The organism is Methylophilus glucosoxydans (genome assembly GCF_042676145.1).
Classification (GTDB): Bacteria; Pseudomonadota; Gammaproteobacteria; order Burkholderiales; family Methylophilaceae; genus Methylophilus; species Methylophilus glucosoxydans.
Window position 1 is genome coordinate 21,247 of sequence record NZ_JBHTJW010000004.1, and the last position, 14,603, is coordinate 35,849.

At 52.3% G+C, this 14,603-nt stretch carries 14 protein-coding genes; 9 read left to right on the forward strand and 5 right to left on the reverse strand.

The features are described from left to right. Positions 1-26: 26 nt before the first annotated feature. From ACFQ1T_RS13615 to ACFQ1T_RS13650, 8 genes are all read left to right on the forward strand, one after another. A complete protein-coding gene (locus ACFQ1T_RS13615; protein ID WP_313984044.1) occupies positions 27-683 on the forward strand; it encodes a hypothetical protein in 657 nt (218 codons plus the stop codon). 35 nt (positions 684-718) lie between these two features. Next, positions 719-1,063, forward strand: coding sequence for a heavy-metal-associated domain-containing protein (locus ACFQ1T_RS13620; protein ID WP_313984047.1), 345 nt, complete (start codon positions 719-721; stop codon positions 1,061-1,063). Further along, positions 1,063-1,455, forward strand: a complete 393-nt coding sequence (locus tag ACFQ1T_RS13625) for a hypothetical protein (protein WP_379077865.1) — start codon at positions 1,063-1,065, stop codon at positions 1,453-1,455. Before ACFQ1T_RS13620 ends, ACFQ1T_RS13625 begins: the two co-directional genes overlap by 1 nt. A 195-nt stretch (positions 1,456-1,650) precedes the next feature. After that, positions 1,651-2,154 (forward strand): hypothetical protein, encoded by a 504-nt coding sequence (locus ACFQ1T_RS13630; protein ID WP_379077731.1) that lies wholly within the window; start codon positions 1,651-1,653, stop codon positions 2,152-2,154. A gap of 130 nt (positions 2,155-2,284) precedes the next feature. Continuing rightward, the gene (earP, locus tag ACFQ1T_RS13635; protein WP_379077734.1) at positions 2,285-3,373 is read left to right on the forward strand and encodes an elongation factor P maturation arginine rhamnosyltransferase EarP; all 1,089 of its coding nucleotides are present in this window, start codon (positions 2,285-2,287) and stop codon (positions 3,371-3,373) included. A 198-nt stretch (positions 3,374-3,571) separates the two neighbouring features. Beyond that, positions 3,572-4,132: an elongation factor P gene (gene efp, locus ACFQ1T_RS13640; RefSeq protein ID WP_018986563.1), complete on the forward strand. Its 561-nt coding sequence runs from the start codon at positions 3,572-3,574 to the stop codon at positions 4,130-4,132. A 203-nt stretch (positions 4,133-4,335) separates the two neighbouring features. Beyond that, a complete protein-coding gene (locus ACFQ1T_RS13645; protein WP_379077737.1) occupies positions 4,336-4,824 on the forward strand; it encodes a hypothetical protein in 489 nt (162 codons plus the stop codon). Positions 4,825-4,838: 14 nt separating this feature from the next. Then, positions 4,839-5,876 (forward strand): hypothetical protein, encoded by a 1,038-nt coding sequence (locus ACFQ1T_RS13650; RefSeq protein ID WP_379077740.1) that lies wholly within the window; start codon positions 4,839-4,841, stop codon positions 5,874-5,876. A gap of 3 nt (positions 5,877-5,879) precedes the next feature. Here ACFQ1T_RS13650 and ACFQ1T_RS13655 read toward each other — a convergent pair whose 3' ends face one another. Continuing rightward, on the reverse strand, positions 5,880-6,140 hold the full coding sequence (locus tag ACFQ1T_RS13655; RefSeq protein ID WP_379077743.1) for a DUF2934 domain-containing protein: 261 nt from the start codon (positions 6,138-6,140) through the stop codon (positions 5,880-5,882). Positions 6,141-6,395: 255 nt separating this feature from the next. On the opposite strand from ACFQ1T_RS13655, the gene ACFQ1T_RS13660 reads away from it, so the two are divergent. Continuing rightward, the gene (locus ACFQ1T_RS13660; protein ID WP_379077746.1) at positions 6,396-7,559 is read left to right on the forward strand and encodes a sugar MFS transporter; all 1,164 of its coding nucleotides are present in this window, start codon (positions 6,396-6,398) and stop codon (positions 7,557-7,559) included. Between the two features lie 137 nt (positions 7,560-7,696). Here the strand turns inward: ACFQ1T_RS13660 and ACFQ1T_RS13665 are convergent, their stop codons facing one another. The 4 genes from ACFQ1T_RS13665 to ACFQ1T_RS13680 all read right to left on the reverse strand — a co-directional run bounded on the left by ACFQ1T_RS13665 (position 7,697) and on the right by ACFQ1T_RS13680 (position 14,401). Continuing rightward, positions 7,697-8,011 carry a hypothetical protein gene (locus ACFQ1T_RS13665; protein WP_379077749.1) on the reverse strand — a complete coding sequence of 105 codons (315 nt, stop codon included), beginning with the start codon at positions 8,009-8,011 and terminating at the stop codon, positions 7,697-7,699. Positions 8,012-8,124: 113 nt separating this feature from the next. Further along, positions 8,125-9,564 carry a metalloprotease TldD gene (tldD, locus tag ACFQ1T_RS13670; RefSeq protein ID WP_379077752.1) on the reverse strand — a complete coding sequence of 480 codons (1,440 nt, stop codon included), beginning with the start codon at positions 9,562-9,564 and terminating at the stop codon, positions 8,125-8,127. A gap of 96 nt (positions 9,565-9,660) precedes the next feature. Then, the gene (locus ACFQ1T_RS13675; RefSeq protein ID WP_194747063.1) at positions 9,661-10,515 is read right to left on the reverse strand and encodes a carbon-nitrogen hydrolase family protein; all 855 of its coding nucleotides are present in this window, start codon (positions 10,513-10,515) and stop codon (positions 9,661-9,663) included. 34 nt (positions 10,516-10,549) lie between these two features. After that, complete coding sequence (locus ACFQ1T_RS13680; protein ID WP_379077755.1) at positions 10,550-14,401, reverse strand: YhdP family protein; 3,852 nt, start codon at positions 14,399-14,401, stop codon at positions 10,550-10,552. Positions 14,402-14,603 lie beyond the last annotated feature (202 nt).

Here is a 14,603-nt window from a genome sequence, read left to right on the forward strand (position 1 = left end):
TTTTGCATTTTGAATATGGAGGCTATATGTTTAAGCAACGTTATGTTGCCTGTGGCGCCTTCTTGCTCAGCCAGATTAGTTTGACCGCCCACGCGGCGGCGCTGATGGGGTTTGAGGACAGCGCCATGCTCATGACCGAGATCGGTCGCTACAACCAGGAATGGATGTTGAATTACTCGCCCACCTTTGGGCATGCCATTGGCGTCGAGCAAATGCGCATGTCGGGGAAAGGCGAGCAAGCCACCACCATTTCCGGGATCAATTACACCGGCATCATCAAACGCTGGAACCTGCCGTCTGCCCAGGCCAATGTCTGGTTTAACGGCAGCGTCGGCGAGGCAAGCGGTCACTATGATGGCTTTGCCTATACGCCCAGCCTGCAATTTGATGTGGAGTCTACCCGGCTGTATTTTCTCGCCAAGGCGCGCATGATCCGCGCCCCTCACATGAACTATGACACCGCCGCCGTGCAAGCCGGGTTTTCATTTTATGAAACCGGCTTTAACGAGACGCAGCCATGGTTTGTGATGGAGGTTAAAACCATGCGCAACAACGATCCGTCCGTGCAGGTGACGCCTGCACTAAGGCTCATCAACAAAAACTACTTTCTTGAGTTTGGGGTGACCAACCCCTGGCAAGGCGAGGGCTTTGCGCCGCGCCTGAATGCCATGTTTGTGTTTTAACCCTGATTGAATATTGAATAAAAGGAATCTGAATCATGAAAAAATTACTGATCACATTAATGCTGTCTGCAATGACCCCTGCGGCTTTTGCCGTGACCACGATCAAGGCCGAAGTCAACGGCATGGTCTGCGCGTTTTGTGCCAAAGGCATCGAGAAAAAACTCAATGCCTTGCCACAGAAACAGGCCGCATTTGTTGACCTGAAAAGCCGGGTGGTTGCCTTACAACTCAAAGATGGCCAAGAGGTCTCCGATGCGGCCTTTAGCAAAGTGATTGAAGATGCTGGCTATACGGTGGCCAAGCTGGCCCGGGTGAACCAGACTGTTGAAGCGATTCAGGCCGAAGTGGTCAAGGCGGATCACCAGGCAGGTAGCAAATGATGGCCGCTGAAATCAATCATTTGCAAGCGAGCAAGCGCTTGAATCTGTTGTCGCTATTCACCAGTGGCTCGACGCTGATTTGCTGTGCCTTGCCAGCCACGCTGGTGGCGATCGGCTCGGTGGCAACCCTGACCAGCCTGATCAGCCATTTTCCGCAACTGATCTGGATCAGCGAGCATAAGCCGCTGGTGTTTGGCCTGGCCGGTAGCATGTTGCTGCTGGCCGGCATCATGCAGTGGCGTGCGCGCAATTTGCCTTGCCCGGTGGATCCACAGTTAGCCAAGCTATGCCAGCAAACCCGGCGGCAAAGTCTGTGGATTTACGGGATTTCTGTGGTCATCTTTTTGGTCGGCAGCTTCTTTGCTTTTATTGCCCCCTTATTGATCGCTTGAGTTGCATCCCCTGGTGTTGGATGAATCAGGGGTAGGACATTCGGCCGCGTTTATGCGGCTGAATGTCAATAAGCGGTTGAAAACAAATGCTTTTAATTCATTTGCACGTCATATTCGTGCGTATAATTCTGTTTCATTAAAGAAGTCCGTCTTTTTGACGATGACTTAATTAGAAAAACAATGCAGAGAGTTGCCATGAATCCACCTATCATCATCGACATTGAAGCCTCTGGCTTTGGCGCTGGCAGTTATCCGGTCGAAATTGGCTATGTGGATAAAAGCGGGCAGACCTGGAGTGCGCAAGTACAGCCGCATGTGGACTGGCTGCACTGGGATGATGAAGCGGAAAAACTACACCATCAATCTCGTCAGTCGCTGGAAACTTATGGCGCGACGGCACGCGAGATTGCCTTGCATTTGAATCATATGCTCAATGGCAAAACGGTGTATACCGATGGCTGGTATCAAGACTTTGTCTGGTTACACGGCTTGTATGAGGCCGCCGGCTTGAGCCCCAACTTCAAGCTTGAAGATTTGAGCCTGACGCTCACGCTTGACCAGAAAGCCGTCTGGCACGAGACCAAGCAGCGCCTGCGTGAGCAAATGGCCCTGGAGCCCCATCGCGCGTCGACCGATGCCAAGCTGTTGCAATTGACCTGGCTGGAAACCGCTGAAATGACCACCGCCTCAGCGGCATAAACGCGCCAGGCTGCCGACCACAGGCAAGATCGGGTAGACTAGCGCTTCCTGAGTTTCAGCGGCATTCCCCCGTTTTATTCCTCTTATGTGTGCGACTCATATACGCCCTGTTGCGTCACTTCCCAAAGCTGTGTCTGGCGTCCGCTGGGATATTTTTTGCAAAGTGGTGGATAACTTTGGCGATATTGGCGTGTGCTGGCGCCTAGCCAGGCAATTAGCCGATGAGTACGATATTGCACTGCGCCTGTGGGTAGATAATCTTGCGTTGGCCGAACGTTTTGCGGGTGCTGGGCATGCCCGCATTGAGTTACAGCACTGGACTGCAGACGCAGATTTTTCACCAGCCGATATCGTCATTGAAACCTTTGGCTGTGGTTTGCCTGAGCCTTATCAGCAAGCCATGTTGCAAGGCGCTGCCACTTGGATCAATGTCGATTACTTATCTGCAGAATCCTGGGTAGAGGGGTTTCATGCACAACCCTCACCACAAGCCAATGGTTTGATCCGTTATTTCTTTTACCCCGGGTTTACGCCGCAGACCGGTGGCCTGCTGCGTGAGGCCAGCTTGCCCGCATGGCAGGCGACGGCGCAGTGGTCAAGCTTTGAATTTGCTTCGCCGATAGCCGCATCCTCTCATACACTGACGCTCTCCTTGTTTTGCTACGCGCATGCCCCGCTGGCCGCATTGGTGGCGTCACTTGCGCAGTCTCTCCAGCCGGTGTTTGTGCTGGTGCCAGAAACAGTCGCGCCCATGCTGGCAGAGGTGCTAGGCAGCAGCCCGTTGCGGGTGGGTGAGCAGATCCAGCGCCAGCAGTGTACGTTTCTCGTTATTCCGTTTTTATCGCAAGCGGATTACGACCGCCTGCTTTACCTGTGCGATGTGAATTTTGTCCGCGGGGAGGATAGCTGGATACGGGCATTGTGGGCGGGCAAACCCATGGTTTGGTTGCCGTATCAGCAAAGCGAAGAAACGCATCTGGTTAAACTCAATGCCTTTCTCGATCACTATCTGGCACAAGCCGAAGCCTCGGTTGCCGAAACCGTGCGTGAAACCATGCTGGCCTGGGCACGCGGGTACTGGCGTCCTGACTTGTGGCAATCGCTGGTCACTGCATTACCCGCGCTTGCCAGCCATGCGCAAGCGTTTAAGGCGCAACAATCGCAGCAGCCAGATCTCGCCACAAACTTGGTGCGTTTTATTGACAAAATCCGGTGTTAAATGAGCGATGAGCATAAAGCGCAAGGCGCTAACAACGCAGCAAGCAAGGCAGTCGATGAGATACGGCTTGCGCACGGGTCCCGCGCAACACAGCAATTTGCAATCGTGGTCACTTAATCCCTTGTTTTCTTGAGAAATGTCACGCATATCGGGTATAATCCGGCGTTTTAAAATCCCGCATACAAATTAAGGCTTATTATGAAAATCGCTCAAGAACTCCGCGTTGGCAACGTAGTGATGATTGGCAACGACCCGATGGTGGTTGTAAAGACTGAATACAACAAATCCGGCCGTAACGCGGCTGTGGTGAAAATGAAAATGAAAAACTTGTTGACTGAAGCGCCTAGCGAAAACGTCTACAACGCACAGGACAAGTTTGATGTGATCGTGCTCGAAAAGAAAGAAGTGACTTACTCTTACTTTGCTGATCCTACCTACGTATTTATGGATGCTGAATACAACCAATACGATGTGGATGCAGAATTTATGGAAGACGCGCTGCCATACCTCGAAGACGGCATGCCCTGTGAAGTGCGTTTCTACGAAGGCAAAGCGATTTCTATCGAACTGCCAACCACTGTGGTGCGTGAGATCACTTATACCGAGCCTGCAGTCAAAGGCGATACTTCAGGTAAAGTCATGAAACCAGCAAAAATCGCTTCCGGTTTTGAAATTCCAGTGCCTTTGTTTGTGAACCAGGGCGACAAAATCGAGATCGATACCCGCACAGGTGAATACCGCAACCGCGTGATGAAATAATTCATCTGCTTGCGATGACCAACCCCGGATTTTCCGGGGTTTTTTATTGCCTGCCACTGGAGATGACAGTGCGATGATGCCTGGTAGTGCGTCATTCTAGGAAATAATGCAACCGTTCAAGTGAAACATTCACTATCTGCGCTTAAAATTTTTCCATGACAATCGCTGACAGCTTTACATCATTTCAATCTTGGGGGTGTGCAATGCGTGATCAGCGAGTCAAAAAAACAAGCTTCTTCCTGTTGTCCGTGGTGTTGGGGGCGACGCTGTTCAGCAGTGTGTCTGTCCATGCAGAAGGAGAGGGGAAAGCAGACCCCAGATCACTCAAGCATCCCCTGATCGGTTATTGGGAGTCCAGATTGCCGGAGAGTGGTTGCCTCGAAACCTACTGGTTTAAAGAAGACGGCACAGCGGTTTTTACCAGCGGCGACGAGCAACTTGAAGCGCGTTATGAAGTCACCCCGCAACCGGATGAGCATGGTTTTTTCAAGTTGAATCATCGCGTGACCTTAAGCAACAAGGCCCTGGATTGCACCAAACAACATTCTGAAATCAATACCGAGCAAACCAGTTTTGTGCTGTTTAAACCTGATGGCAGCAGTTTTATTTCCTGTGATGACGATGCCCCTTCGCTTGAAAGCTGTTTTGGCCCCATAGAGTTAAAAAATAACGCTGCCAGAAGCTTGCACTAAGCGGTTTAATCCTGATGTGGTACATCAAGCAAGGCTTGCTCAGGCGGATTGCGCCTGTGCTCGTGGTGTGTATGGGATTGACCATGGGCTATCCCACGCAAGCCATTATTCACGGGCTCACGTTTCCGGGTATGACGATCTCCACGGTCAAGCTCAGCATACAGCATGCCCACTTTTTACAGTCTGTTGAAAAGTGGGAGTATTACGACTCGATTTGCAGTGCAGCGATTGTGGGCCTCAAACCATTGACGCTGATTACCGCTGCGCATTGCATGAAAGAAGTGCGGCTGACCGGCCCCAAAGATTTGCCCGTGGTAGGCATTGCGCAACCTGAACTGCTGGGGCTTGAGGACGTGCGCTTAACACAAGCCTTCTACCGGCCCTTTGATCGTGTGGCTGAAGATTTGACTCAGGATGTCGCTGTGCTGGTATTTGATGCCAAAGTACAAAGCCTGATCCAACCGCTGCGCATTCGCATCGACGACCATGTGCCAGATGTCATTATGATTTGCGGCTATGGGCGCGGCTATGGCGAGGCGGATACGCGGCATCCACGCTGCGGCGAACGCAAGCCTGTGCATGACCTCTCGGATTTTTATCAGATATTGCCCAAGCCCTATCGCGACATGGACGAGATGTTGCACTTGCAAGCACAGACCCAGTTTGCCTATACGCAAGAATTGGTGCATGCCGAAAAGGCGCTGCTGGCGGTAAACCGATTAAACGACCTCGACCAGTACGACCATACGATTCCCATGCCTACGGTGGGCGATTCTGGCGGGCCGTGGTTGGTGTTGAACGCACAAGGACAATACGAGTTATTGGCGATTACCAGCCTGGTTGAACGCTTTTACAATCCCAGCGCTAACTGGCCGTTCTTCCAGAAACAGGTGCCGCTCTCAGAGTACCCCTATGTGGCTTATGGACTCAAGTTGAGCCACCCTGAAGTCTTGGGATTTTTGCAATATGCACAACATAGTGGTGCCGATATCCAGTTCACGTCGGCACCGTTAAATCATTACGGTAAGCGGCCTGCAAACCCAGGCCGCTGAGATTCAGGCATTCAGCTTGTGATCAATTTCTTTTTCAGCCTGTAGCCAGTAATCCATGTGGCTATCGCCAAAGCCGTTTTTCTCTGCAATATAGTAGGCCGCAATTTCAATCATCTTGTAACGCTCTTCGCTGGTGATAATAGAAGGTTTTACAGACTTTTTACGGGGGCTGGCAGATTTGGTTTTTGGGGTGTCAGTTTTAGGGGCCGCTTTTTTGGCGCTGGTTTTTTTTGCGGATACATCAGTGGTCTTGCTTGTTGCCATACATAACTCCTTGGTCTAGAGATGAATGAAAATAAAGCTTGTGGCCTCGTCATACTCATATTACAAACGGTAACCCGTCATCGTCAAGCGGCTAACTTCCTGAATATGCAGGGAATTTGATATGTGTCAGCTATTTTTGCTGTTTGAAGCATTTTTCACGGTCAAGTTCACTCGCTTTGCAAATGCAGGGTGGCCCTTCCAAAGTCGCTGCAGATATGGTGTAGTGACAGCAATTCATCATTTTTAAAAATAAATATGTATAAAAAAGCGCTCACTTCACTGACCATCCTGTTCTTTATGATGGGCTTTATCACCTGCCTGAACGATATTCTGGTGCCCTATCTGAAAGCTATTTTTGCCTTGAGCTATGCCCAGGCGGCCTTGATCCAGTTCTGTTTTTTTGCGGCTTATGGCCTGACTTCTATCCCGTTTAGCAAACTGATTGAGCAAGTCGGCTACCAAAAAGGCATGGTGATCGGCTTTGCCTTAGCCGCCCTGGGCTGCCTGCTGTTTTATCCGGCCGTGCTATTGCATACATATGGCTTGTTTTTGGCGGCCTTGTTCGTGCTCGCGTCTGGCATCGTGCTACTGCAAGTGGCCGCAAACCCTTGCGTGTCAATCATCGGACCCAAAGAAACTGCGTCTTCCAGACTGACCATGGCTCAAGCCTTTAACTCTCTCGGCACCTTTGTCGCCCCGTTTTTTGGCGCCTATTTCATCCTCTCTGGCTTGACTAACTCCAGCTATGCCGAAGGCGTGGTCTATCCTTATTTCCTGATTGCTAGCGTATTGATCGTGATCGCAGTCGTGCTATCACGCATCAACCTGTCAGGGATCGAAAGCGCAGAAGCAGACGAGAGCAGCTGGTCTGAAGTATTGCAAGAAAAAGGCCTGTTACTGGGCGTAATCGGTATTTTTGCCTACGTTGGCGCTGAAGTCTCGATAGGCAGTTTTCTGGTCAATTATGTGATGGACATCAGCCATGTTGCTGAAACCCAGGCCGCACCGTTGGTGGCTTTGTACTGGGGTGGCGCCATGATAGGCCGCTTTATCGGCATCTTCACCCTTAAGGCATTCGCCCCCGCCAAAGTGCTCATCACCCACGCATTGCTCTCGGTCATGTTTATCCTGGTCTCCATGCAAAGCACGGGCAATCTTGCAATTGCGACCATGGTGCTGGTTGGCTTGTGTAACTCCATCATGTTCCCGACTATTTTCACACTTGGCATTAAAGGCCTAAAAGCGGGCCAAGAGAAAAAAGGCTCAGGTTTGCTCGCAACAGCAATTGTGGGCGGCGCAGTGATCCCACTTTTGACCGGCTTGCTTGCTGATCGCTTGGGAATACACCATGCCTTTGTGTTGCCGGTGATTTGTTATGCGTATATCGCTTGGTTTGGCATGCGTAATTTGAAGTTATAACCGTAAGTCTGTAGGGTGGGCAACTTGTTGCCCACGCGAGGTAACTTCAAATGCGATGGATATGGTTGGATGCAGATCTATTCAGGTATTTCTGGCCGCGTTGGCAATCAATTGCCCACACTATAAAGTTGTAACCATCACAGGCCTTTAGCCAAAGCATCTTTAATCACTTGAGATACGGTTTTTTCTGTGATTCCATGTGTTTTACAGTAGTCAGACTTCATCCATTCAGAAAGTTTTTTCTGACCTTTACTGGCATTACAGCCCCTGCAACACAGTGCAATATTCTCAAGTGAAATGATGGTTTCATCGTTGATAATGTGTTCCCAGCTGGCAGCAGATCTGGTGGAGACTGAAGTGGGTGTAAACTCTCTGGCGCAATAGACACACGCTTTGTCTCTATTTCTGATGGCTGCCTCAAGCCAATCGGGAATATGCCATTGATTCGCCATAAAATAGACTTCACTTTGTGTATCAACGTATAAGGATTCTGCCCAATATCGGCTAATGATGCAATTAATCGAGCCTCACGTGACGCGTGAAATCCAAAAGCTGACCTAACACGCTACGCCGATGTCCCACCCACCGTCAACCCGTCAATCCTCAACGTAGGCTGCCCAACCCCTACAGGCACACTCTGACCTTCTTTACCACAAGTCCCTACGCCGCTATCCAGCGCCATATCATTGCCTATCATGCTCACACGTTTCAGTACGTCAGGGCCGTTACCAATCAGCGTCGCACCTTTGACAGGGTAGGTGATTTGGCCATCTTCAATCATGTAGGCTTCAGCGGCACTAAACACGAACTTGCCGCTAGTGATATCTACCTGGCCGCCGCCAAAGTTGGCTGCGTATAGGCCTTTTTTGACTGACTTGATAATCTCTTGCGGGTCTTTGTCGCCGTTGAGCATATAGGTGTTGGTCATGCGCGGCATGGGGATATGCGCGTAGCTTTCGCGGCGGGCGTTGCCGGTGAGGCTCATGCCCATCAGGCGGGCGTTGAGCGTATCCTGGATGTAGCCGCGCAGGATGCCGTCTTCAATCAATACGGTTTTTTCCGGGGCGTTGCCTTCGTCATCCATGGTCAGGGAGCCGCGGCGATCGGCGATGGTGCCGTCATCGACAATGGTGATGCCTTTGGCGGCGACTTGCTGGCCGATCATGTTGCTGAAGGCGCTGCTGCCTTTGCGGTTAAAGTCGCCTTCGAGGCCGTGGCCGATGGCTTCGTGCAGCAAAATGCCGGGCCAGCCGCTGCCGAGCACGACAGTCATGCTGCCCGCAGGGGCAGGGAGCGCATCCAGATTAACCAGGGCTTGATGCACGGCTTTTTGTGCGTAGTCTTGCAGCACCTCATCGGTGAAGTAGCTGTAATCAAAGCGGCCACCGCCACCACTGGAGCCTTGTTCGCGACGGCCATTGTGCTCGGCGATGACTTGTAGGGAGACGCGCACCAGCGGGCGCACATCGCCTGCCATGACGCCGTCACTGCGGGCGACCATGACGACTTCGTATTCGGCGGCCATGGAGGCCATCACTTGCGTCACGCGAGGGTCTTGGGCCTTGGCGTAACGTTCTAGTTTTTCGAGCAGCTTGACCTTCGCGTCTGCACTCAGACTGGCAATCGGGTCTTGCGGCAGATAGAGTGGCAGGTGGCTGCGGGTGACGATGCTGTGGCCGGTTTTTTCTTGCCCCAGGCTGGCGATAGCGCGGGTCGCGCTGGCCGCTTGTTGCAGGGCGTCGAGGTGGATGTCATCCGAATAGGCAAAAGCCGTTTTTTCGCCGCTGACGGCGCGTACGCCAACACCCTGGTCGATATTGAAACTGCCGGATTTGACCTGACCTTCTTCCAGGCCCCAGGATTCGCTGCGGCTGTATTGAAAATACAGGTCGGCATAGTCGATATTGTGCGTCATCATGCCGGAGAGCACATTGGTCAGCGCTTCTTGATCCAGTCCAGCAGGGCGCAGCAGTAAATCGTTGGCAGTGGTCAGGTGTGTTTGCATAGTGGGTCTACTTTACTTTCAGCGTCTGGTGAGCGGGTTGTTTTGGTTTGAGTGATTTTTCACCAAGGAGTGCCGCTTGCGTGCTCAGGGTTTTCATTAAATGGCTTTAATGGTTTTGTGTTTAAGCGCAGGTAAGCTTTCGCGCAGGTTTTTAATATAGTTGCGGTTAACATTGGCGATGACAATTCCGGAGCCACGTGGCAAGCGGTCAAGCACGACGCCCCACGGATCGACAATCATGCTGTTACCATGGGTTTCGCGGCCAGAGAGATGGTAACCCCCCTGCGCAGATGCAACCACATAGCACAGGTTTTCTACCGCACGGGCGCGTACAAGGGTTTCCCAATGGGCTTTGCCTGTGGTTTCGGTAAAGGCTGAGGGCACCACGATCATATCCACATCACCCATGGCGCGGAACAGCTCGGGGAAGCGTAAGTCGTAGCAAATCGAGAGACCAATTCGGCCAAACGGGGTGTCTACGGTGACCACGGTATCGCCAGGTTCAATGGTGTTTTCTTCGTGGTAATGCTCGGTGCCCATATCCATGCCAAACAGGTGAATCTTGTCATAACGGGCGACTTGTTCGCCTTTGTCGTTATACACCAGGCAGCTGTTACGCACTTTATTGGCGTAATTGCTTTCCAGCGGCACTGTGCCAGCGACAATCCAGATTTTGTAGGCTTTGGCGGTTTTGCTCAAAAACTGCTGGATAGGCCCGGTATTGGGCTTCTCGCGGATGGTGACCTTGTCAAAATCTTTAAGCCCCATGATGCAAAAGTACTCAGGCAGTACCACCAGCTTGGCGCCAGCCTTGGCCGCCATTTCGATGAGCCGCTTGGACTCGACCAGGTTGGCCGAAACACTGGGGCTGGACGCCATCTGGATCGCCGCAACTTTGACGATGTCATCATTGGCTGAGGATTTGAGTTTTTTGGTTTTATTGTCGGCCATGGCAAGTTTCCGGTTTAAATGCTTGATATTGACATTAATGCAGATTTTTTAAAGGTTGAACAGCAGGGGTGGCCGGGGCTTTTTTATCGGCGTCGGCTTCCTGCGGGTTATCCCAGGTGCCTGTAATCATATACTCACTGGCACTGATTTTGTTAAGTGGATCTTTGAGCAGCTTTTGCGCGACAAAGGCAGCCACGCCGACAATTGGCCCGCCGGCCAGCGCTGCAAGCGATACCGAGTCGGAAATATGTGGGACGACCCGCACTTTGAGGCGCTGCGTTTCGGCCTTGAGGTTGGTCTCCCCCTTGATTCTGGCCTCAGCGGCAGGGCCGGTCATAAACAGGTCGTCGCTGCGTAAAATCCCGTCGCGAATATTGGCGGTAGAGGTGATTTTGTCAAAGGCAAAGCCTTCGCTAAACAAGTCGTGGAAATCCAGCGTCAAGCGCCGTGGCAAGCTCTGCAAGCTCAACAGGCCGAGCAAGCGTCCCACGCCGGGTTGCACTTTCAGGATCTGGCCTTTTTCAAGCTGCATGGTGAAGCTGCCATCCAGGCGTTCAACCGCAAACTCGTGCGGGCTGCCTGGCCAGCTTAGTTGGCCATTCATGTTGCCTGTGCCGCCCTTGACCATTTCCCCTCCGGGTTGAAAACGCTGCAAGGTTTTGCCCAGGTTGCTTGAGTTCAGGTTGAATTTGAGCTGGGTTTGCGGGCTGCGCACCGAGTTGCGCCAGGTGCCGTCCGCGGTGAGCTGGCTGTCCGGATTGGTAATGCTCATGCGCTGGATGACCCAGCTCTCGCCGCTGTTAAAAGCTTTCAAGTCCAGGCTGCCTAATTGCTTGTCGCCAAACTGGAAGTCCTGCGCAGTGATATCCAGCTCCGGGTAGGTCATGTCCAATCTGCGCGCCTCGGCGGGGGCTGGCGTATTGTCATTATCCGGGGTGCGTGGCACACGCAGATAATTTAAACGGGCCACCAGTTTATTGGGTTTGCCAGCCAGCCAGTCTGCCTCGCCCGCCAGCTCCTGGCTTTGTATCAGCAGCTTGAGGCGTTCACTTTCGGGCGTGATATTCAGTTTGATCTGATGCAGATTGCGGTCAAACACATGCAAGGTGCCCGCGGTCAGTTCTACCTGATTGAGCGCCAGTGAAGATGTGGCCGAGTTTTGGGGCGTGCCTGACTGATTAAGATAGGGCAGCCATTCATCAATGTTGAGCTTTTGAAAGTCTGCCCTCAAGTTGATGCCATTGCCTGTGGGCAAGCGGGCAGGGGTGTTGATGGCAATTTCCCCTGCGGTAATGGTTGCCGTTTCGCCATTGACCTGGCGGAACAGGTTGGCGTGTAGCCACTCATTGTAGTCAATCGCAATTTTATCCGGCTGATTGTTTTCCTGACGCACACGGATGATCAGGTTGGCAGGTGTGTCTGCCGTTTTTTTGGCGGGCTCGGGTAAATCAATCGTCATGCCTATCAGCTGCGAGCGAATATCCAGCCTGAGATTCGGTGCCTGAATCAGCACATTGCTTTTCCAGTCGGTGGTGCCATGCAAGGCACGCGTTAACAGGTTGTTATCCAGTTTTCTGAGGGCGGCATCCGTGATGCGGCCGCTGCCCTGAATCATCACAGATTTGTCCGGGCGGGTACTCAAGCTCAGGGTGGCCGGATTGTCGAACAGGCTGAGTTGTATGCCTTGCGCCTGCAAGCCCTTCTCGTTGAATTTGAGATGCCCGTTGATGTTGCCCATTTCGGGCATGGCCATTTGCGTATTGGCGGCGATATGCCCATTTTTGATCGCATAGTCGCCCTGAAACTGGCTGGCATCCACGTTAGTGAGCGGAATTTGTAACGCCAGCTTGAGGTCTGCCGCGCCGGTGGCTTTGAGCGTATCAGTAAAGCCCATGGTGACTTGCTTGACCGGGCTGGTGTTGATGAATTTAATGCCTTGCTCCAGGTTGCCTGTTGCGACGGCCTTGACACTCAGAATAGGGTCATCCGCATCCAGTCTCGGAATCTCTACTTGTGCTTGCGTGATGTGCTGGCCGACCGTGGTGGCATTTTTAACGGCAATATCCATGCGTTTGCCTTCAAACTTGAGGAAGGCGTCGATGTCTTGCAGTTGCGGCCAATCGGTCCCGTATTCCAGGCTGGCACGGTCAAGCTGGGCTGTGACCCTGAATAAACCCAGTGACGGATCTGAATGAAACGCTGCATTCACATAGGGGAAGTCTTTGACCCGGCCTTTGACAATCACTTCGCCGTGTCTAATCTGGCCACCCAGAATCGAGGTATCCAGCCAGTGCAGAGTAGCCTGATCAAGCACCAGGGGATAATAGAACGACGCAAATTTGGCATCGCCGCGTTCAATCTGGCTTTGAAGCTGTATGGTATCGCCACCGGTGGCACCCAATTGGTATTCCATGTTGGTGCGTAACGCCAGATGCGGGTTGGCAAAATGCAAATTGTGTGTGCTGATCAACATTTTTTGGCCGTTATTGCGCCACTCGATTTCGCCTTGTAGCTGATCAATCGGTAGCGGCCAGCGCAATAGACCTGCCAATTCAAGTGTGGCCTCTTTTGTGTCCAGCTCCAGGTTGCCTGCATTGGGTTTGAGAGACAGCTGACCAGCCCAGTTTTGCAAGCCAGGGAGTTTTTCATACGCCTTGGTTTGTATATGATCGAAGCTGGCTGTGATGGCGTAATCCTGCCACTGCTTGTCGTGGTATAGCCAGCGAGCCTTGACTTTGCTGGCATTGCCCGTGGGAACCATGTTTTCGAGATAGCGGGTGAGGGCAGCGTCTGCAGGCAGCCATTGTGCCAGCAGGTTGCTATGCGTCAGACCCAGCTGTTTGAGGCTCAGGGTGCCTTCATGACCGTGCTGGTCCCATTGCACCTCACCATTGGCATCGCTGAGCATGAGGCCGGGCTCAATGTCGGCAGAAAAGTGCTTGAGTGTCAGCATTTGCCGTTGTTCTACACGTTGCCAGCGCACTTCACCACTGACCGTTTTGGCGATAAAGGTTTGCGATGTGCGGGCGGGCGAGACTGCAACATGATTGAGCGCAACCTGTGCCGCCAGTCGCTGTAGCTGCAGCTTGTCAAAGGCCAGCGTCGCGGTCAGGTTGCCTTTGCCCGCCGTCAGCGCGACAGGCAGGTCAATCCAGGGGCTCCAGGCCGCCAAATCGGTTTCAGGCAAACGGAGTGAGAGTTCGCCATGCCATGCTTCTGGCTTGGATACATCATCGCCAACCGCGACGGCTTCAAGATGAATACGTTGCTGGGTCCCTGTTGAAACCAGGCTATCAACATGAATGCTGTGACGGTGCAACAGACGTTGCCAGACCGGTGTCAATATCTGGATATTCAAATCCTTAAGCAGCAAAGGCGGAGCATGGCGTTGTTCATCAAGCCAGGTCACCGTGGCATTGGATATTTTGATGCGTCGTTGCGACAGCAGCCAGTTGGCAAACGCTGGATTCCCCTGTCCGGACATGGAAATGCCGGCCAAAAAGACTTGCCCCTCTGCAGTTCTTCTCACTACCAGATTGGGTGCATCAATATTGAGGCTGACTAGCGAGGGTGAGAGTAGCGCCAGACTGCTCCATGACAGGCGGGTGGTGACCTGGGCCAGTTCAAGCGCCGGGCGTTGTTGCGTATCGTATAGCGTCACCTTGGACAGTGTGACTTGCGGTGCCAGGCCACGCCAGCGGATGGCTATGCTGGCAATGGTGACATTTTGCTTGAGCGCGTCGCTCAAGGTGTGTTCGATCCGGCTGCGATAGTCGTCGATATGGGGGAACACGTAAAACTGGATAACCCCGACGATGCCTGCCAGCAGGATGAGGAGGCCGATCAACAAAGAGAGCAGCCAGCGTTTGATTTTTTGCAGGGGCATATAAGGGATTTTGCAGAACAAAAAAGATATTATTTATTTATGTGACTATTTTACTCGAAAACAGTTGCGTCACTGTCAGCGTTACAACTACATTACGCGCTTTTATCTGGCCTCACCGCTATTTCAGCGGCGCTTCAAGGATTTATCCGCCGAGCGGGCATGATTCGTTTAAAATGCGATTCTTTTGCTGTTCGATGACGTT